The organism is Dokdonella sp. (genome assembly GCF_041395345.1).
GTDB lineage: Bacteria > Pseudomonadota > Gammaproteobacteria > Xanthomonadales > Rhodanobacteraceae > Dokdonella.
In genome coordinates this window covers 19,115-37,897 of sequence record NZ_JAWLAR010000013.1, presented here as the reverse complement: position 1 = coordinate 37,897, position 18,783 = coordinate 19,115, and the positions used below count along the sequence as shown (strand labels likewise).

At 61.2% G+C, this 18,783-nt stretch carries 21 protein-coding genes; 13 read left to right on the top strand and 8 right to left on the bottom strand.

Annotated features, from left to right (window positions below; genetic code table 11):
• Window positions 1-70: 70 nt before the first annotated feature.
• Entirely contained in the window at window positions 71-937 is an 867-nt protein-coding gene (gene cyoE / locus R3F00_RS12670; protein WP_371282155.1) for a heme o synthase, read from the top strand.
• On the opposite strand, the gene R3F00_RS12665 is transcribed toward cyoE, so the two are convergent.
• The gene (locus R3F00_RS12665; protein WP_371282154.1) at window positions 879-1,949 is read right to left on the bottom strand and encodes a bile acid:sodium symporter family protein; all 1,071 of its coding nucleotides are present in this window, start codon (window positions 1,947-1,949) and stop codon (window positions 879-881) included. The two genes, cyoE and R3F00_RS12665, sit on opposite strands and share 59 nt — an antisense overlap.
• 134 nt (window positions 1,950-2,083) lie before the next feature.
• Between R3F00_RS12665 and R3F00_RS12660 the strand changes: the two genes are divergently transcribed.
• Together R3F00_RS12660 and R3F00_RS12655 are read left to right on the top strand one after the other, a co-directional pair.
• The gene (locus tag R3F00_RS12660; RefSeq protein WP_371282153.1) at window positions 2,084-3,379 is read left to right on the top strand and encodes an MFS transporter; all 1,296 of its coding nucleotides are present in this window, start codon (window positions 2,084-2,086) and stop codon (window positions 3,377-3,379) included.
• 24 nt (window positions 3,380-3,403) lie between these two features.
• Window positions 3,404-5,005 (top strand): phytoene desaturase family protein, encoded by a 1,602-nt coding sequence (locus R3F00_RS12655; protein ID WP_371282152.1) that lies wholly within the window; start codon window positions 3,404-3,406, stop codon window positions 5,003-5,005.
• A gap of 133 nt (window positions 5,006-5,138) precedes the next feature.
• Here R3F00_RS12655 and R3F00_RS12650 read toward each other — a convergent pair whose 3' ends face one another.
• On the bottom strand, window positions 5,139-5,576 hold the full coding sequence (locus R3F00_RS12650; protein WP_371282151.1) for an OsmC family protein: 438 nt from the start codon (window positions 5,574-5,576) through the stop codon (window positions 5,139-5,141).
• 280 nt (window positions 5,577-5,856) lie between these two features.
• On the opposite strand from R3F00_RS12650, the gene R3F00_RS12645 reads away from it, so the two are divergent.
• The 7 genes from R3F00_RS12645 (at window position 5,857) to R3F00_RS12615 (ending at window position 12,409) form a co-directional block, all read left to right on the top strand.
• Window positions 5,857-6,321, top strand: coding sequence for a hypothetical protein (locus tag R3F00_RS12645; protein ID WP_371282150.1), 465 nt, complete (start codon window positions 5,857-5,859; stop codon window positions 6,319-6,321).
• Window positions 6,322-6,802: 481 nt separating this feature from the next.
• The gene (locus R3F00_RS12640) at window positions 6,803-7,732 is read left to right on the top strand and encodes a DUF3034 family protein (protein WP_371282149.1); all 930 of its coding nucleotides are present in this window, start codon (window positions 6,803-6,805) and stop codon (window positions 7,730-7,732) included.
• A gap of 18 nt (window positions 7,733-7,750) precedes the next feature.
• The gene (locus R3F00_RS12635; RefSeq protein WP_371282148.1) at window positions 7,751-8,224 is read left to right on the top strand and encodes a group 1 truncated hemoglobin; all 474 of its coding nucleotides are present in this window, start codon (window positions 7,751-7,753) and stop codon (window positions 8,222-8,224) included.
• Window positions 8,225-8,405: 181 nt separating this feature from the next.
• Entirely contained in the window at window positions 8,406-8,903 is a 498-nt protein-coding gene (locus tag R3F00_RS12630) for an ion channel (protein ID WP_371282146.1), read from the top strand.
• A 95-nt stretch (window positions 8,904-8,998) separates the two neighbouring features.
• Window positions 8,999-10,273 (top strand): MFS transporter, encoded by a 1,275-nt coding sequence (locus tag R3F00_RS12625; RefSeq protein WP_371282247.1) that lies wholly within the window; start codon window positions 8,999-9,001, stop codon window positions 10,271-10,273.
• Between the two features lie 204 nt (window positions 10,274-10,477).
• The gene (locus R3F00_RS12620; protein WP_371282145.1) at window positions 10,478-11,608 is read left to right on the top strand and encodes a PilT/PilU family type 4a pilus ATPase; all 1,131 of its coding nucleotides are present in this window, start codon (window positions 10,478-10,480) and stop codon (window positions 11,606-11,608) included.
• Window positions 11,609-11,647: 39 nt separating this feature from the next.
• Window positions 11,648-12,409: a class I SAM-dependent methyltransferase gene (locus tag R3F00_RS12615; protein WP_371282144.1), complete on the top strand. Its 762-nt coding sequence runs from the start codon at window positions 11,648-11,650 to the stop codon at window positions 12,407-12,409.
• Window positions 12,410-12,598: 189 nt separating this feature from the next.
• Here R3F00_RS12615 and R3F00_RS12610 read toward each other — a convergent pair whose 3' ends face one another.
• The 6 genes from R3F00_RS12610 to gshB all read right to left on the bottom strand — a co-directional run bounded on the left by R3F00_RS12610 (window position 12,599) and on the right by gshB (window position 17,046).
• Complete coding sequence (locus R3F00_RS12610; RefSeq protein WP_371282143.1) at window positions 12,599-13,543, bottom strand: aspartate carbamoyltransferase catalytic subunit; 945 nt, start codon at window positions 13,541-13,543, stop codon at window positions 12,599-12,601.
• Window positions 13,540-13,998: a Holliday junction resolvase RuvX gene (gene ruvX, locus R3F00_RS12605; RefSeq protein ID WP_371282142.1), complete on the bottom strand. Its 459-nt coding sequence runs from the start codon at window positions 13,996-13,998 to the stop codon at window positions 13,540-13,542. The genes R3F00_RS12610 and ruvX overlap by 4 nt, the downstream gene beginning before the upstream one ends.
• Window positions 13,999-14,562: a YqgE/AlgH family protein gene (locus R3F00_RS12600; protein ID WP_371282141.1), complete on the bottom strand. Its 564-nt coding sequence runs from the start codon at window positions 14,560-14,562 to the stop codon at window positions 13,999-14,001.
• Between the two features lie 46 nt (window positions 14,563-14,608).
• On the bottom strand, window positions 14,609-15,058 hold the full coding sequence (locus tag R3F00_RS12595) for a DUF1801 domain-containing protein (protein ID WP_371282140.1): 450 nt from the start codon (window positions 15,056-15,058) through the stop codon (window positions 14,609-14,611).
• A gap of 180 nt (window positions 15,059-15,238) precedes the next feature.
• Window positions 15,239-16,102 (bottom strand): TonB family protein, encoded by an 864-nt coding sequence (locus R3F00_RS12590; RefSeq protein ID WP_371282139.1) that lies wholly within the window; start codon window positions 16,100-16,102, stop codon window positions 15,239-15,241.
• Window positions 16,099-17,046, bottom strand: coding sequence for a glutathione synthase (gshB, locus tag R3F00_RS12585; protein WP_371282138.1), 948 nt, complete (start codon window positions 17,044-17,046; stop codon window positions 16,099-16,101). The genes R3F00_RS12590 and gshB overlap by 4 nt, the downstream gene beginning before the upstream one ends.
• Window positions 17,047-17,409: 363 nt before the next feature.
• On the opposite strand from gshB, the gene R3F00_RS12580 reads away from it, so the two are divergent.
• From R3F00_RS12580 to R3F00_RS12570, 3 genes are read left to right on the top strand one after another with little or no spacing between them, the layout of a single operon-like run.
• On the top strand, window positions 17,410-17,766 hold the full coding sequence (locus R3F00_RS12580) for a PleD family two-component system response regulator (RefSeq protein ID WP_371282246.1): 357 nt from the start codon (window positions 17,410-17,412) through the stop codon (window positions 17,764-17,766).
• Between the two features lie 39 nt (window positions 17,767-17,805).
• Window positions 17,806-18,171: a PleD family two-component system response regulator gene (locus tag R3F00_RS12575; RefSeq protein WP_371282137.1), complete on the top strand. Its 366-nt coding sequence runs from the start codon at window positions 17,806-17,808 to the stop codon at window positions 18,169-18,171.
• A 4-nt stretch (window positions 18,172-18,175) separates the two neighbouring features.
• Complete coding sequence (locus tag R3F00_RS12570) at window positions 18,176-18,736, top strand: chemotaxis protein CheW (protein WP_371282136.1); 561 nt, start codon at window positions 18,176-18,178, stop codon at window positions 18,734-18,736.
• Window positions 18,737-18,783 lie beyond the last annotated feature (47 nt).

Sequence of the window (18,783 nt, the reverse complement as noted above, 5' to 3'; positions counted from 1 at the left end):
ATTGCGTGACCTCCCTCCTGCGAACAGCTACCGTGATCGCGCACTCCGCCCATTTGAACTTGAACGACGCATGCCATCGATCGCCCGACAGTACATCGAGCTGACCAAGCCGCGCGTGGTTGCCCTGATCGTGTTTACCGCGATCATCGGCATGTTTCTCGCCGTGCCTGGCTGGCCGCCGCTGCGCGAGTCTGTCGCGGGTTTCCTCGGTATCTGGCTGGCAGCGGCATCGGCCGCCGCGATCAACCACCTGATTGACCAGCGTATCGACCGCCTGATGGCGCGCACCTCCCAACGGCCGCTGGCAACCGGGTCATTGACGCCGCTGCAGGTGCTGATTTTCGCGCTCAGCCTGGGTGTGCTGTCGATGGCGATCCTGGTCCTGCTGGTGAATACGCTCACCGCCGTGCTCACGTTCGCCTCCCTGATCGGTTACGCCATTGTCTACACGGCATTCCTCAAGCGCGCGACCTCGCAGAACATAGTCATCGGCGGGGCAGCGGGCGCGGCGCCACCCTTGCTGGGATGGGTTGCCGTCACCGGCGAAGTGCATCCCTATGCGCTGCTGCTGTTCCTGATCATTTTCGTTTGGACGCCGCCGCATTTCTGGGCGCTTGCGATCTTTCGGGTCGAAGACTACTCACGCGCCCAGGTGCCGATGCTGCCAGTCACGCACGGGGTCACCTACACGCGCTGGCACGTACTGGCCTATACCATCCTGTTGCTTCTGGTCACCGTGTTGCCCTATGTGACCGGCATGAGCGGCCTGTTCTATCTGGGCGGTGCGCTGGTGCTTGGCGCGGGCTTTCTGTACTACGCGATCCGCTTGCTGAATCCGCCGGATGACTGGTTCGCCATGAAGGTGTTCAACTATTCGATCATCTATCTGATGGCCTTGTTCGCCTTCCTGCTGGTCGATCACTATCTGGATGTGTAGCCGTTCGGTGAGCGCCGAGCGGGCGGGTATCGGATCCGCCCTGCGATAAGCGCGATGCATAGCGCTGCGCCAGCACGGCGCAAACCATCAGCTGGAGCTGGTGGTACAGCAACACCGGGACCACGATCATGCCCAGTGCGGGATTGCCGGCGAACAGGATCTTCGCGATCGGTACGCCGCTGGCCAGGCTCTTCTTCGAGCCACAGAAAACGACGGCGATTTCATCTTCGCGGCTTAGCCCAAGCAGGCGACTGAGCAAGGTTGTGAAACCCAGCGCCAGGCCCAGCAACAGCGTGACAATGCCGAGCAGGATCAGCAGCGATGCGAGCGGCAACTGTGCCCATAGCCCGTCGACCACCGAGGCGCTAAAGGCAGTGTAGACAACAAGCAAGACCGTACCGCGGTCCGTATAGGCCAATAGTCGGCCACTGCGATCGACCAGGCGCCCGATCAGCGGGCGTGCCAAATGACCGGCCACGAACGGCACAAACAACTGCATGACGATCCTGCCGATCGAGCCGAGTGCCGTCCCGCCGGAGTTTTCGGCGTGCAACAGCAGGGCGACCAATGCCGGCGCCAGGAACACACCGAGCAGGTTAGACAACGACGCACTGCAGACGGCAGCGGCAACATTGCCCCGCGCGATTGACGTAAACGCGATCGAGGATTGCACCGTCGATGGCAGGGCGCAGAGGAACAGAACACCGATCATCAGGTCCGCAGCTAGCAACCCGCCTGGCAACAGCCACTCGATGCCCATCCCGAGCAGGGGAAACATCACGTACGTGCAGGCCAGGACCAGCAGATGCAGGCGCCAGTGGATAAGCCCGGCGATGATCGCGTCACGCGACAGCCGCGCACCGTGCAGGAAGAACAGAAGGGCAATTGCAATCGCCGAAACCGCATCGAGCGCCGTGGCCGCTTCACCTCTGCAGGGAAATGCGATAGCCACAATCACTGTGGCGACAAGGGCTAGCGCGTAGCGATCAAGTAGCGCCGGGAGTCGAAGCATCAGATGGCCGGAGTAGCGGGCGTCAACAGTGACGTGAATCGGATCATTCTGCCGGATTGCTGCTGTTTGTCGACTCCCGCGAGGCTCGCAAGAGTGGTATATGTCGACCATCCGTTTCAGGGAGCCCTCGATCGATGATCGACGCCACAAGCCACTCGCTCAGCAGCCGCGACAAGCGCACCCTGATGCTCGCCGCGCTCGGCGGTGCGCTCGAGTTCTACGATTTCATCATCTTCGTTTTCTTTACTGCTGTCATAGCGCAGCTGTTCTTTCCGCCGGACATGCCCGAGTGGCTGCGACAGCTGCAGACCTTCGGCATCTTCGCAGCCGGTTATCTGGCGCGCCCGCTTGGCGGCATCGTCATGGCGCATTTCGGCGACCGCATCGGCCGCAAGCGCATGTTCATGCTGAGCGTGCTGCTGATGGCCGTGCCCACGCTGCTGATGGGCCTGTTGCCGACCCATGCCAGCATCGGCATTGCAGCGCCATTGCTGCTTCTGCTCCTGCGCGTGCTGCAAGGCGCTGCCGTTGGCGGCGAAGTGCCGGGAGCCTGGGTCTTCGTGTCCGAGCATGTGCCGAAGTCACGCATGGGATTCGCCTGCGGCACACTGACGGCGGGGCTCACCTTCGGGATCCTGCTGGGCTCGCTGGTTTCAACCTGGATCAACTCGACCTGGACCAATGAGGAGGTGCTTGCCTGGGCCTGGCGAATTCCCTTCATCATTGGCGGCCTGTTCGGACTGCTCGCCGTCTGGCTGCGCAGGTATCTGGAAGAGACACCCGTATTCGAGGAGATGCGCCGTCGTCGCGAACTGGTCAGTGGCTTGCCCTTGAAGGTCGTGCTGCAGGGTCATTGGAGTGCGGTAGTCCGCTCGATGCTGATCACATGGATGCTGACCGCAGGTATCGTCGTAGTCATCCTGATGACGCCGACCCTGGTCCAGAGCCTGTTCTCGATTGCACCGGCGGAGGCCGCGAAGGCAAGTTCGATGGCGACGTTTGCCTTGTGCATCGGCTGCATTCTTTACGGAATGGCGGTCGACCGTTTCGGCGTCGAGCGGGTTCTGGTGCTGGGAGCCGTCGGTCTTGCAGCGGCAACCGCAGGGCTCTATTGGATATTGAATACCGTGCCCGAGCACTTTGCGATGGTTTTCGCACTGGCCGGTCTGTTTGTGGGTGTTGCGGGAGCCGTTCCCACCTTGATGGTGCGCGCCTTTCCGCCTGCGATCCGGTTCTCGGGAATTTCATTCGCCTACAACATCGCCTATGCCATTTCCGGCGGCCTGACCCCGCTCGTGGTCAGCCTCTGGATCCGCGCCGGTGAGCCGAACGCGGCGGCTTACTACGTCGCCATTGCATGCGTCGGCGGAATGGTCGCTGCAGTCTGGACCCTGCGGCAGCGCGCGGTACAGCTGCTGGTGACCCATTGAGCGATGTCTGCGCATAATCCGCGCATGAAGAATTCCGACACTCGCTGCGACGCTCTCATCATCGGCGCAGGCCACAACGGCCTCGTCTGCGCGACCTATCTTGCCAGGGCCGGGCTCAGGGTCACTGTGCTGGAGCGTCGCGGTGTGGTCGGTGGTGCGGCGGTCACCGAGGAATTCCATCCCGGCTTCCGCAATTCGGTGGCAGCGTACACGGTGTCGCTGCTGCAGCCGAAAGTGATCCGGGATCTCGACTTGCACAAGCATGGTTTGCGCATCGTCGAACGCAAGCTCGGCAACTTCCTTCCATTGCCGGATGGAAAATACCTGCGCGTCGGTGCGGGTATCACCCAATCCGAGGTGGCCAAATTCTCGCAACGCGATGCCGAGCGCCTGCCCGAGTACGAGGCGCGACTCGAGGCGATTGCCGACGTGTTGCGCGCGCTGGCCATGGAGCCGCCACCGAACATCACCGATGGCAGCTGGTGGAAAGCGATTCCGGAGCTGATTCGCGCCGGCAAGCTTGGCAAGCGACTGCACAGGCTCGGTACCGGTCTGCGCCAGGAACTGCTCGATCTGTTCACCATTTCGGCTGCCGAGTATCTCGACCGCTGGTTCGAGAGCGAGCCGATCAAGGCGGTTTTCGGATTCGACGGCATCGTCGGCAACTACGCCAGTCCGTACACGCCGGGCAGCGCCTACGTCCTGCTTCATCACGTATTCGGCGAGGTCAACGGCATCAAGGGTGCCTGGGGCCATGCCATCGGTGGCATGGGCGCGATTACCCAGGCCATGGCCAGGGCGGCCGAGGCGGCCGGCGTGGAGATTCGGACGAACTGCGGTGTACGTGAAGTCATTGTCGAGAATGGGTGCACTGTCGGCGTCGTGACCGATACCAGTGAAGTGCTTCATGCGCGTTCCATCGTTGCCAATGTCAATCCGAAGTTGCTGTACGAGCGCCTGCTGGCGCGTGACGTGGTGCCACAACCGACACGCGAGCGCATGGCCCACTGGAAGTGCGCCTCGGGCACATTCCGCATGAACGTGGCGCTTTCGCGGTTGCCCGATTTCAGCGCCTTGCCGGGGCAGGGCGATCACCTGACCGCCGGCATCATCATGGCCCCCAGTCTGGCCTACATGGACCGCGCCTATTCCGATGCGCTCGCACATGGATGGTCGCGTGAGCCCATCGTGGAGATGCTGATTCCGTCAACGCTGGACGACAGCCTCGCCCCTGAGGGCCAGCATGTCGCCAGCCTGTTCTGCCAGCAGGTCTCGCCGGTTCTGCCGGATGGTCGAAACTGGGATGACCATCGCGACGAAGTGGCGGATCTGATGATTGCCAGCGTCGATCGGTTCGCACCGGGATTCAGGGATTCGGTGCTGGGTCGCCAGGCGCTGACACCAATGGATCTGGAGCGCACGTTCGGACTGATCGGCGGCGACATTTTTCATGGCGCATTGAGTCTCAATCAGTTGTTCAGTGCACGGCCGATGCTGGGCCAGGCCGACTATCGCGGGGCCTTGCCGGGCCTCTATCTCTGCGGCGCCGGCACGCACCCGGGAGGTGGGGTTACCGGAGCCCCCGGGCACAACGCTTCGAAAGTGATCATCGCTGATCTGCGCTAGCCGGCCTCGGCTCCTGGTGGGCCGACAGAGATCGCCATTCATCCAAGCGCGTTGCGCATTCGAGGAAAGTCCGCGCGTCTGACCTGCCCCCAGGTTCCAGGGCCCGCCAGACTTGATCGGCGCGCATCAAGTTCTAATCCTGCAGAGTGGCTTCCAGAACGATCTCTGGCACACCAGACAAAGCCTTGGAGACTGGACAGTTCTGCTTGGCCTGCTCAGCAATTTCCTGAAAGCGTTGCTGGTCGATACCAGGAACGCGCGCTTGCATGACCAGACGAATACGACTGATCTTGAAGCCCTCGCCTTCCTTCATCAAGCGTACGTGCGCTTTGGTGTCCACCAAGGTCGTGCCAAAGCCGGCCTTGTCGCAGGCGAAGGAAAACGCCATCGTGAAGCACGCGGCATGAGCAGCGGCGATCAGTTCTTCCGGATTGCTGCCGCTGCGGTCATCCTCAAAGCGACTGCCAAAACCATAGGGATAGGAACGCAAAGCCTCGGTGTCGGTACTGATCTTGCCTACACCTTGCTTGCCGCGACCCTCCCAATGGACTGTTGCCGATTTTTCGCTCATGGCACTTCTCCTGATTGTCGAGACTCGTATCTCACCATTCCTGTCATTAAGTCTGGGTGAATTCGCTGGTCGCACGAATGGGGGGCTACCCTGATTTTGAGGATACTTTCGCGGAGGCCTGAACTGGTGAACGTCAGCTTCTGGCCGCTCGACGACAGTCACGGCACGACACGAGGCTCAAGATGTCGCCGCACTACCTGGAACGCCAATGCTACATACTCACTGAAGCCGACGCATTTGGCGCGGCATGGCTGACGGCGCAAGGTGAACAAGTCCTTCCATGTATCTCGGATATCACCCATATCAGTTGTACTTCGATCTTCTCGGTATTGCCATCTTGATGGCCGTAGTCGCTTCTCTCGCTTTGCTTGCGTTCCTGGCTTACAAAAGGAGCTTTTTCGCAGTAGGGGCACTGGCCTGCGTATTGCTAGCGCTTTGCGCAGTCCAGTTGTATCGAGGAGCGATGGTTCCAGAATCTGCTTGGGTCGTGATGCTCGGCGCCATCGAGAACACGACTGGCTCTGAGCGCAGCAGACTTGTGACTGACCTTCGTTCGCACTGGCAGGTGAGGACCATGCGGGCATTCGATTGGTATCGGCTTTCCAAAAAATGGAATGTGTGTCATGCAATGTGGCATCAAGTTGATTGTGTCTCACCGATTGCATCAGAACAAGGCGTTGGAATTGCGAGAGATATGTTGAACGATATTGCGAAGTCTGATCACGCCTTCGCGACACCCAAGTGATCGCTAGCCCTTCTAACCCCAGATCTTTCGCCTGACTTACAAGTGAGAGCCATTTGGGTTCGCCTGAGCGTCCGCTTCTGGCCGATAGGCGCCCCAGGGCCATGCTGATTGGCCTGCGGCGCGCGCAGGCTATGGTGGTCAGTGCGCGCAAGTCTTGGTGGGATGCACAGAGCGTTTCGTTGCAGAGGCGCTGGATGAACGGCGGGGATGGATTGGGCCATGCCTGGATCGGGTCCGGACTGATTCTTCGCATGAAGCGACCAGAGAACCTTCCTGAGCGCGATTGAGAAATCGACGTCGGTGAAAGAATCTCGCAACAACACCGGTCCATGGCCCTCGGTGCATGGCTCTTCGAGCCGACCGGATTCGCAGGGCCAGGATGCGGCCGCAATGTGGATCCGGCGGGTTGCGAGAGTCGAAGCGGTCGTCGAAGGCTGCCTCCACGTTGTATGGTTGGTTGCGAACAGGGGACGATGCCTTGATGAATTGCACACAGGAATTCGGCGTACGCCTGCTTTTGGCCACTGCCATTGCAGCGACTGTCAGCGGCTTCGCGATGGCAGAAGAAGCTCCGACTGCGGCCGAGTCGGCGCTGCCGGAAGATACGGTTGCCGGCAGCGACCGGTTGTTGCTGACTGGCGGCGTGAGTGAAGTGGAGGGAGCAGCGGGAGGTGGCTTGACGCCCTGGGCCGTGATCGGGGGTTACGGCACGGATAGCCAGATTGGTGCGAATGCCTTCCTGACCCGACTCACTCTGCCCGACTACCATCTCGATGTAGCGGGCGCCCTGGTCGGATTCCTCGATCGCGTTGAGCTCTCCTATGCGCAACAAAGATTCGACACCGAGCAGGTCGGGGCCGCACTCGGACTTGGCCAGGGCTACACGTTTACCCAGGACATCCTTGGCGTGAAACTCCGACTGGTCGGCGATGCCGTGCTTGATCAGGATCGCTGGCTGCCGCAGATATCCGTGGGCGCCCAGTTCAAGAAGAATGATCGAGCGGCGGTGCTCCAGGCTATTGGCGCCAAGGACGACCAGGGTGTCGACTTCTACCTCAGTGCGACCAAGCTCTATCTCAGCCAGAGCCTGCTTGCGAACCTGACCCTGCGCTTCACCAAGGCCAACCAGATCGGCATCCTCGGCTTTGGCGGTGATCTGAATGACAGCTACGAGCCGCAGCTGGAGGGATCAATCGCCTGGCTGGTCTCGCGAAATGTCGCCATCGGTGCCGAGTACCGAATGAAGCCTGACAACCTCAGTATCGCCGCCGAAGACGACTGGTTCGATGCGTTCGTCGCCTGGGCGCCAAACAAGCACCTGTCCTTGATGCTTGCCTACGCAAACCTTGGCTCCATCGTGAACCAGGACAATCAGGACGGAATCTATGCATCCTTGCAGGTCGGCTTCTGAAGCCGGATCGGAGATATCGTGAACAGACCAACAGACATCATCCGGCTGCTGCTCCTGTCGTTACTGGTCGGCGTGCTTTCGATTTCGCATGGGGCCATGGCAGATGAAGATCCCGCGCCAGCGGATCCTTCGCTGCTGCCGGTGTTCGAACAATTCGGTGGCAAGCAGGGTCTCGATGAACTGATGGAAGTTTTCATGATCAAGCTGGTCGAAGACTCGCGCACGATCGAGTACTTCGCCGAAGCCGACCAGAAGCACGTCAAGGCGATGCTGTCGGAGCAGTTCTGCGTCATTCTTGGCGGGCCCTGCACCTATACCGGCAAGAGCATGCGTGAAGCGCACGAGAAACTGACCATCAACCAAGCCACATTCAACGCCCTGGTCGAGGCATTGCAGTTGGCCATGGACGAGCGGAACATTCCCTTCCGCGCACAAAACAAGCTGCTGGCCAAGCTCGCGCCGATGCATCGCGAGATCGTGACCGAGCCTTGAAGGCCTCGCTCCAACTCGACTTCGATTGCATTCGTAGATGAGGCAACCAGCCTTCGCCGCGTCCTGCACCACGACGGGCAGACCTTGTGATTGCCTTGACGATTGCGTCACTTGCTCAGCCTTGCCTTAGACTGTCACGGCAGCGACGCGCTGCGATGCCATTGTCGAGGCGAATGCAGCCATGCCTGATCCGGGTTCGGTGCCAACGGACATCCATTATCTAGCTGCTCACATCGTGGTTGTGCTGGCAACGCTGTTTATCGCCGGCGTGTCGGTTCTTGTCCACTACGAAGGCCTGTCCTGGATTTCGATACGACTGGCCGCGCGCAGCCGCATGCTGAGGCGTCGCAAGGTTCTGCTCGCGATCTGGGCCATCCTGGCCTTGCACATCGTCGAGATCTGGCTCTTCGGCGTTGTCTGCTGGCTGCTGATGATGTGGCCGGCCTGTGGCCATATTGCAGGGGCCTCGGAGCCCATCCATCTGGCGAATGCCGTTTACCTTTCCGCAACCACGTTCTCGACGCTCGGATTCGGCGATCTGACGCCGGTCGGTGCGGTGCGGTTCCTTATCGGGACAGAGTCTCTGGTCGGCCTGGTGCTGATTACCTGGTCCGCTTCGTTTACCTATCTCGAGATGCAGCAGTTCTGGAGCAAGCACCACGGCAATGCAAGGAACTAGGGAGGCTCTGATCAAGTGGCACTTTCGTCACGACGCCTGCCCGGCCGGAAAGTGCATCCGGAGTCGGCCATGAGGCAGCCTTCCCCGTGAGCACGATGGGGACGCGCCAGCGCCTGAGATCCATCTTCAGCGGCTCGGTCGGCAATCTGGTCGAGTGGTATGACTGGTATGTCTACGCAGCGTTTTCGCTTTATTTCGCGAAAGCGTTCTTCCCGGAAGGCGATCGCACCGCACAGCTGCTGAATACGGCAGCGGTCTTCGCGGTCGGCTTCCTGATGCGTCCGCTTGGCGGCTGGCTGATGGGCTTGTGGGCGGATCGCCACGGTCGAAAGTCGGCGTTGATGCTGTCGGTAACGCTGATGTGCGCGGGGTCCCTGATCATTGCGCTGACGCCGGGTTATGCCTCCATCGGCATTGCCGCGCCGGCGCTGCTTATTTTCGCCCGTTTGCTGCAGGGTCTCAGCGTTGGCGGCGAGTACGGCACATCGGCGACCTACCTCAGTGAGATGGCCACGGCGGACCACCGGGGGTTCTGGTCCAGCTTTCAGTACGTCACCCTGATCATGGGGCAGCTGATTGCCCTGGCCGTGCTGATCCTGCTTCAGCAAGTGTTCCTGACCCCGGAGCAGCTCGATGACTGGGGCTGGCGAATTCCGTTTGTCATTGGCGCGTTGTGCGCGGTCACCGCGCTCTATCTGCGCCGCAACATGGCCGAGACGGAGTCATTCAGAAAGTCGCGCGACGGCAAGCCCGCATCCAGTTCATTGCGCGCCTTGATGCGCCATCCCCGCGCCGTGCTGACCGTCATCGGCCTCACGCTCGGCGGCACGGTCGCGTTCTACACCTACACCACCTACATGCTGAAGTTCCTTGTCAACAGTGTCGGCATGAGCAAGCAGACGGCAACGCTGATATCGGCTGCCACGCTCACCATCTACATGCTTCTGCAGCCGTTGATTGGCGCGCTCTCGGACCGCATAGGGCGTCGTCCCATCCTGATCGCCTTCGGCGTGCTCGGGACCGTGCTGACCGTGCCTATCCTGACCCGACTCGGTTCGGTGGGCAGCGCCCTCGAAGCATTCGGTCTGATCATGCTGGCTCTGGTGATCGTTTCCGGCTACACCGCCATCAATGCCGTGGTGAAAGCCGAACTGTTCCCGGTCGAGATACGCGCGCTCGGCGTCGGCCTGCCCTATGCGCTGACCGTTTCCCTGTTCGGTGGAACGGCCGAATACATGGCCCTGTGGTTCAAGGGCATCGGCCACGAATCGTGGTTCTACTGGTATGTGACCGCTTGTATCGGGATATCGTTGATCGTCTATCTGCTGATGTCGGATACGCGCCGCACTTCGCTGATTGATCGGGATTGAAAAGTCGGGGACAGGGAATAGCAAGCGGGGATAACCAGTAGAAACCGGAGTCAACCGGCTCGGGCTCATGCCGCTCTGCTGACTAGCGACTCCCGACTTCCCCAATCCCGCCCCCCCAGCCTGTGCTCCTCCTCGCGTTCCAGTCTGGCGCGGGCGGTGTAAGATGTTCGCAACTCCGGTTCAGTCCGGCGCAGGGAGATGGCCATGAGCAGCGTAGACTTCACCTCGTTCCTCAAATTGATGGTGCACAAGAAGGCGTCCGACCTTTTCATCACGGCCGGCGTGGCGCCGTCGATGAAGGTTCACGGGCGCATCTCGCCGATCACGCAGAACGCGCTGACGCCGCAGCAGGCGCGCGACATGGTGCTGAACGTGATGACGCCCTCGCAGCGCGAGGAGTTCGAGAAGACCCATGAGTGCCAGTTCGCGATTGCAGTCACCGGCGTCGGCCGCTTCCGTGTTTCGTGCTTCTACCAGCGCAACTGCGTAGGCATGGTCCTGCGCCGCATCGAAACCCGGATCCCGACGGTCGACGAACTGAACCTGCCACCGATCATCAAGACCCTGGCGATGACCAAGCGCGGCATCATCATCTTCGTCGGCGCGACCGGTACCGGTAAGTCGACCTCGTTGGCGGCCATGCTTGGCTATCGGAATCTGAACTCGACCGGCCACATCATCACGATCGAGGATCCGATCGAGTACGTGCACAAGCACGAAGGCTGCATCATCACCCAGCGCGAACTCGGCATTGATACCGACAGCTGGGAGAACGCGCTGAAGAACACGCTGCGCCAGGCACCCGATGTGATCATGATCGGCGAGGTGCGTACGCGCGAGACAATGGAACACGCGATCAACTTCTCGGAAACCGGTCATCTGTGCCTGTGCACGCTGCATGCGAACAACGCCAACCAGGCCATGGATCGCATCATCCACTTCTTTGCCGAAGACCGCCGCGCCCAGTTGTTCATGGACCTGTCCCTGAACCTCAAGGGTGTGGTAGCGCAGCAGTTGATTCCGACGCCGGACGGCAAGTCGCGCCGTGTCGCCATCGAGGTTCTGCTGGGTACGCCACTGGTCCAGGATTACATCCGGCAGGGCGACATCCACAAGCTCAAGGATGTGATGAAGGAATCGACCAACCTCGGCATGAAGACCTTCGATCAGGCCCTGTTCGAGCTTTATCAGGCTGGCGAGATTTCCTATGAGGACGCGCTGCGCCACGCCGACTCGACCAACGAGGTCCGACTCAAGATCAAGCTTGCCCAGGGTGGCGACGCGCATACGCTGTCGCAGGGTCTGGACGGCGTCGAACTCAGCGAAACTTCCTGAGTGGGCTGCATCGAATCTTGAAGTCTGACTGAAGTGTCCATGCCGAGTGGAAATGCGCAGCTCGACGAGTTGCGCAGAGTCTGGGCCGTGCTCGGCCGCGAAGATCCCCTGTGGGCCGTGCTTTCGCGCTCCGACAAGCGCGGGGGACGCTGGGGCGTCGAGGAATTCATGGCCACCGGGCAGCTGGAGATCGACGCGCAAATGGCCTGGCTGGCGGATCAGCAGCTCCCGGCCAGGCGTCAGCTTGCTGTCGATTTCGGGTGTGGGGCCGGTCGCCTGTCGCGCGCACTGAGCGGTCACTTCGAGTCCGTGCTCGGCATCGATGTCTCGTCAAGCATGATCGACAAGGCGCGCTCACTGAATGCCGACAGGGCCAATCTGCGCTTTGTCGAAAATCACTCGCCCAGACTCGAAGGCATCGCCGATGGCAGTGTCGACCTCGTCTATTCCTGCATGACCCTGCAACACATCCCGGCTGCCCTGGCGAGGGGCTACGTGGAAGAATTCCTGCGCATCCTGCGACCGGGCGGCGTGGCTGCATTCCAGTTTGTGGCCGGTACCGATACAAGCATTCGCGGTCGCCTGTACGACCTGATACCGAATCGCTGGCTGAATCCACTGCGCCGCATACTGTGGAGACGCAGCGCCGTTTTCGAGATGCACGCGCTCAATGAACGCGAGTTGCTGACGTTGTTGCCTGGCTATCCGGGATCCCGGCTGGTGGCCGCTCTCGATGATGGCGCGGCAGGTCCGGGCTGGGCCAGTCGCCGCTGGTATGTCGTGCGCGAACAAACCGACTGAATGCGGCGTTCGAAGATCCGATCAGGTTTCGTTCGAGCCGAGCCGAGCCGGTCCTGATCCTCCAGGGGGGCCCATGAGCGCGCTTCAACTGCGCTTCGACAGGCTCAGGGCGAAGGGCGTGTGAATCCGATGTTCCGCGGAATTGTGGCCTTGCGCCGTTGTTGCCTGACCGGGCGCATGGGCGCGCCCTCAAGCGCCGAGCAGGCTGGCCAACGCCGCCATGCGCACCGGAATGCCGTTGGATACCTGCTCCAGGATCACTGATTGCGGGCCATCGGCAACGTCCGCAGCGATTTCGATGCCGCGATTCATTGGCCCTGGATGCATGACCAGTGCTTCGGGGGCCGCATGGCGCAGGCGCTCTGATGTGAGGCCGAATCGTCGGAAGTACTCCGCTTCATCACTGACCAGCGCCTCGGCCATGCGTTCACGTTGCAGGCGAAGCATGATCAGCACGTCACTGCCCGAGAGGGCGTCGTCGAAATCCTCGAATACCCGGCAGCCGGGGAATTCGTCCACGGGCGGCATCAGCGCCGCGGGACCGCAAAGGCGAATCTCGCCGGTTCCGAGAGCGCCGAGCACGTGAAGATCCGAGCGCGCGACCCGGGAATGTCGAATATCGCCACACAGGGTCACTTTCAGTCGGCTGAAATCCGGGTGCCGATCGCGAATGGTCAGGGCATCGAGCAAACCCTGGGTCGGATGGGCGTGATTGCCATCGCCTGCATTGAGAACTGCCGCACGTTTTGCGTGTCTGGCCAGGCGCTCCGGTGTGCCGTTTTCCCTATGGCGCACGACAAAGGCATCGGCCTGCATGGCCTCGAGCGTGGCCAGGGTGTCCTCCAGGGTTTCTCCCTTGCTGGTCGAGGAGCTCGACATTTCGAAATTGAGCACCGTGGCGCCGAGACGGCGCGCAGCCAGCTCGAAGCTCGAACGTGTGCGCGTTGAAGCTTCGAAGAAGAGATTGACGATCGTGCGTCCCCGCAGAAGTTGTGGCCCGCAGGCGCCGTCGGCGAAGGCCAGGCGCAATTCGCAGGCCCGATCGAGCAGGTCCTCGATGTGTTGGCGGCCCAATCCCTCGAGCGTGATCAGATGGCGCAGGCGCCCGTTGGAGTCCAGTGCGTGTTCACTCATGTCGAGCTTCCGTTGTTACCCGGCAGGGCGAGCCAGGATTCAAGAATGATCTGTGCCGCCAGGGCATCGATATCGGCGCCGTGCTTGCGCCTGGCCGTTCCTTGCGCGCGCTGGCTGGCAAAGCGCCGGGCGGCTTCTTTCGAAGTGAATCGCTCATCGGCTTCGTGTACGCAGACAGAATAGCGTGCCGCGAGTTTGCGACCGAATGCGCGGGCTATTGCGGTCATGGCCTGTTCGCTGCCATCCAGTGCGAGCGGCAACCCGATCACCATTGCAACGGGTTGCCATTCGCGTACGAGTCCGTCAAGCGCATTCCAGTCAGGCTTGGCCTGGGTGACCTTTACCGTAGCCAGCGCGCGCGCAGTACCGGTCATCGGATGGCCGATGGCAACGCCTATCAAGCGCGTGCCGACGTCAAAGCCCAGCACATAGCCGGCCGGCTCGGAAAGGCTCATTCACGCGTTGCCGGCATAAGGCGAGATCTGCTCGAGATTGACACCGACCAGCGCGGCCGACGCCTGCCAGCGCTCGTCCAGCGGTGTACTGAACAGGATGGCATTGTCCACGGGCGCAGTAAGCCACGCGTTCTCGCGCAATTCGTGCTCGATCTGGCCCGGACTCCAGCCTGAATAGCCCAGCGCGACAATGGCATCTTGCGGGCCATTGCCCGAGGCGATTGCGGCGAGAATGTCTCGCGAAGTCGTGACGCTGATCAGATCCGAAATACGGAACGAGGAATCCCAGCCACCATGGGGCGTATGCAGCACGAATCCGCGTTCCGGCTGCACCGGCCCGCCAATCAGGACCGGAGAGTCGATCACGTCGGGCAAGTCCGATCGCAAGTTCATCTGTGCGAGCACGTCGCCGAGCCGGTAATCGGACAGGCGGTTGATCATGATGCCCATGGCGCCGTCCTCTCCGTGCTGGCAGACCAGCGCGACGCCGCGCGAGAAGTTCGGATCGCGCAGGCTTGGCATGGCGATCAGCAGCTGATTCGAAAGGGACGAGGGCTCAAGCATGATCGCCATTGTACGGCGTGCCGGGCTGCCCGGACCATGACGGCTATCAGGGTCGCTTGCGCGTCGACTCGTGGCGCCGGATGGTTTCCTCGACCGACGTGGCTGCAATCAGTTCGGCGACGGCCTCGTCGAACAGGTCTGCGCGGCGCTTGAAGCGCAGGCAGCTCTTGCCCATGTCGAGCCGGCGGCCGGCCCGCGCATAGGCTGCGCGCAGTTTTTCGCCGTCATTCGCACTCAGGCTGTCGCACATGAGATAGAGTGCGTAGTTGTTCTTTTGCGCGGCCAGCGCGGCATAGCTCAGTGGCTGTCCGTTGACGGTCCCGGCGAAGCGCGACAGAGGTACCACCCAGGCGATCATCCCGTGTGCCATGGTTTCCTCGTAGCCTTCCGGTAAATGGGCGTTGACCAGGTCGCGCACGCTGGCGATGACCTCGCGCCGTTCCGGCGGCAGCTCCTCAAGATAGGCTTCGACCGTTGACGCCTTGCTACTGACCATCCCGCACCCTGATTCTTCCATCACCACCGCACGATCCTGACATTCGCGGCGTGCACCGGCAAGCCATGGTCCGTGGCCCAGAGCGGTGATCGGGAAAACCGATACTCGGGCGTTTCGACCTTCCCGATTCGTCAATGTTTGCGAGCTGCCTTGTGCAGGCATGCCCGAACCGTTCAGCGATCACCGATTCCGCAGGATATTGCCTTCGAGGAACTGCCAGGTCCGTGTGATATAGAGCTCGTCGACAACCTCGCCCTTCGTCGGCAGCGGGTTGAAAGGCGTGGCGAGATGGACGATGCGGATGGCCGCGTCGTCGAGAATCCTGTGTCCGCTGGGCTGGATGATGTCGACGCTTTTCACGCTGCCATCGCGGTTCAGCCCGACGGTCAGGACCAACTGGCCATGCAGATCCTGGCGACGCGCTTCGTCCGGGTAATTGAGATTGCCGATGCGTTCGATCCGCGCGACCCAGGCGGCCATGTAGCTGGCGTATTCGTACTCCTTGGTGTTGGCCGAAATGTACTTCCGTTTCGGACGCTTGGCGTACTGCTCGCTCTCGCGCTGAATCTCCTGTGCCAGGCGGGCCATTTCCAGCTTGCGCTCGATGATCTCGCGCTCCGTCGGCGCCCTGAGATCCGGTCGATCAGGCGTTTCGCTGGCCGTCTCGACGCTTCGCTCGGCGCTGCGCGTGGTCAGCAATTCGGTCTTTGCAGGGGGAGTGGGGCGGGGTGCCCCGGTTTCCGTGGGGCGTGGCGTAATGCCGGCGACAGGCTTTGGAATCGGGCTCGAAAGCGGGTCGGTCGGACGCTTGGCCTTGTCCGACTCGCCACCGCCGCTATTGCTGGCCTGGGCGAGGAAGTCTGCCTTTTCGGGTGCCTCGCCGCTGGCCGACTGGACCAGGATCACGTCCAGTGCAGGCAAGGAGGGTGCCGATTCCGCGATGCTGAACGTGATACCCAGTACGAGTACCGCATGGGCAATCAGCGAAAACAGGAAAGTCACGCCGAGACGGTCGGCGGAGCGATTGGCAGGATTGGAATTCACGCGATTCGGGATTCGATGACGTCGAACAGCTGGGCGGCAATATTGAGCCCGAATTGTGCGTCAAGTTCGCGCAGGCAGGTGGGCGAGGTGACATTGACCTCGGTCAGCCAGTCTCCGATCACGTCCAGGCCTACGAACAACATGCCGCGGCGCCTGAGTTCGGGGCCGACCTCGGCTGCAATCCAGCGGTCACGGTCCGAGAGCGGTACGCCAACGCCCTTGCCGCCTGCGGCAAGATTGCCTCGGAACTCATCGCCTTGCGGGATGCGGGCGAGCGCGTAGGGCACGGGCTCCCCGTCGATCATGAGGATGCGCTTGTCGCCTGCGCTGATTTCGGGAATGAACTTCTGTGCCATGGCGAAGGCCTGACCGTTCTCGGTCAGGGTTTCGAGAATAACGTTCAGGTTGGGATCGCCATGCGCGGAAAGGAAGATGCTGCGTCCGCCCATGCCATCCAGCGGCTTGAGAACGATCTTGCCGTGTTCGGCAGCGAATCGTCTGAGCTCGGCCGCGCTGCGTGCCACCAGGGTCGGCGCACAGCACTGCGGGAAATGCTGGGCGAACAGCTTCTCGTTGGCATCACGCAGCCCGCGAGGGTCGTTCACGACCAGTACCCCGGCATCCTGTGCGATCTGCAGGACCTGGGTGTCGTAGATGAACTGGGAATCGACCGGCGGATCCTTGCGCGCCAGGATGATGTCCAATTCGCGCAGATCCCGCCATTCGGGCTCGCCGAGCGCGTACCAGTCGGACGGATCGTCCTTTACGCTCAGGCGGGCCAGGCGACCCCTGGCGCTGCCATCGCGTATGGCAAGATCACCATGGCCGAGGTAGTACAGGGCGTGGCCGCGACGCTGGGCCTCGAGCAGGAGCGCGAAGGTCGTATCCTTGGCGATCTTGATGTCGGCAATGGCATCCATGAGGACGGCCAGGCTGCGAGCCATTTGACAACTCCTGGAGCGGGGGAAGGAAATCCGCGGGCCTGCGACGAACAGGGCGCGCTATATTACACTCGGCGACTGCGGCAGCGGTCGATAGCAAGGTAGAACGGCGAACAGGTTCTCAAGATTTCCGGGGACTTAGACGCTAAACTTGACAGATTAGCTAAGAATTGGTTAAGAAGCATGGACCATTCCTCATGCCTGCGAGTGTCGTGCGTTGCCGAAAGGGAACGCACAAGTCTGGCTGGTTCGAGATTGGATCTTGGTAGGCACGGATCTTGCGTGTCCAATTATTCAGCATAAGCGGTTGGGGGTCCTTACCAGGTGGATGAGACCAAGCAGGGCAGCTTTAGCGGCCTGAAAGTCATGGTCATCGATGATTCGAAGACCATCCGCCGGACAGCGGAGACCTTGCTGCGCAAGGAAGGTTGCGACGTCGTGACGGCGACCGACGGGTTTGAGGCGCTGGCGAAGATTTCCGACCAGCAGCCCCAGATCATCTTTGTCGACATCATGATGCCGAGGCTGGATGGCTATCAGACTTGCGCGCTGATCAAGAACAACCAGATGTTCAAGGGCACGCCGGTGATCATGCTGTCGTCGAAAGACGGCCTGTTTGACAAGGCGCGCGGGCGAATTGTCGGTTCCGAACAATATTTGACCAAGCCGTTCACGCGCGAGGAACTGCTCGGCGCCATCCGGCGTCACGTGGACTGGAAGTAATTCCGGCGGCTTGGCCATTCGACTCACAGGGGTAAGGCGGTGGCGCACATATTCATCATTGACGACTCTCCGACCGACGTACGTGTATTCACGACGTTGCTGGAGAAGGCCGGTCATCGTGTCAGCAGTGCCGCAAGCGCCGAAGAAGGCATCGTCGGAGTCAAGCGCGAGCACCCGGACCTGGTCATCATGGACGTCATCATGCCGGGCATGAACGGATTCCAGGCGACCCGCGACCTCAGCCGCGATGCCGGGACCGGTCATATTCCCATCCTCATCGTCACCACCAAGACGATGGAGACGGATCGTGTCTGGGGTCTGCGCCAGGGCGCCAAGGATTTTCTGACCAAACCTGTCGACGCGAAGGCCCTGCTGCAACGAATTGACACGCTGCTGCCAGGTTGAACTGATGAGCATGGTCAATTCCGTCGATTCCCAGCCCTCCGGTCCTTTCGAGATCCTCGCCGACTACGAGCGACGCAGCCTTGCGCACGTCGCCGGTATCCCCGAGCAGATCGACGCGCCCGGATTGTGGCGCGGCATCGGCTTCCGGATCGGCGACCACCACATGGTCAGCAGCATTTCCGAAGTCAATGAAATTCTGACCATGCCTTCATTGACCGTCGTCCCTGGTACCCAGCCCTGGATGCTCGGCGTGGCCAATGTTCGCGGCAATCTCGTCGCGGTGATTGACCTGCGCAACTACATCGAAGGCACGCGCACCGTTCTTTCGGATTCGACGCGCGTTCTCGTGGTCCGTCAGCATGGCGGCAGCGTCGGCCTGCTTGTTGACGAGGTGCTTGGCCAACGCAGCTTCTCGGATGAGCAGCGTTCGCACGCGCTCGGCGAGGAAGACGAGCGCTACAGTCGTTACGTTGGCGAAAAAGTACAGCTTGGCGAAGTTTTATGGGGATTGTTCAGCATGTCCGTGCTGGTCCGCACCGCGGAATTCCAGCAGGCATCGGCATAACATCAAGCCGGTAGCAGACCGCGGGAGTCTGGCCGGAAAGTGCAACT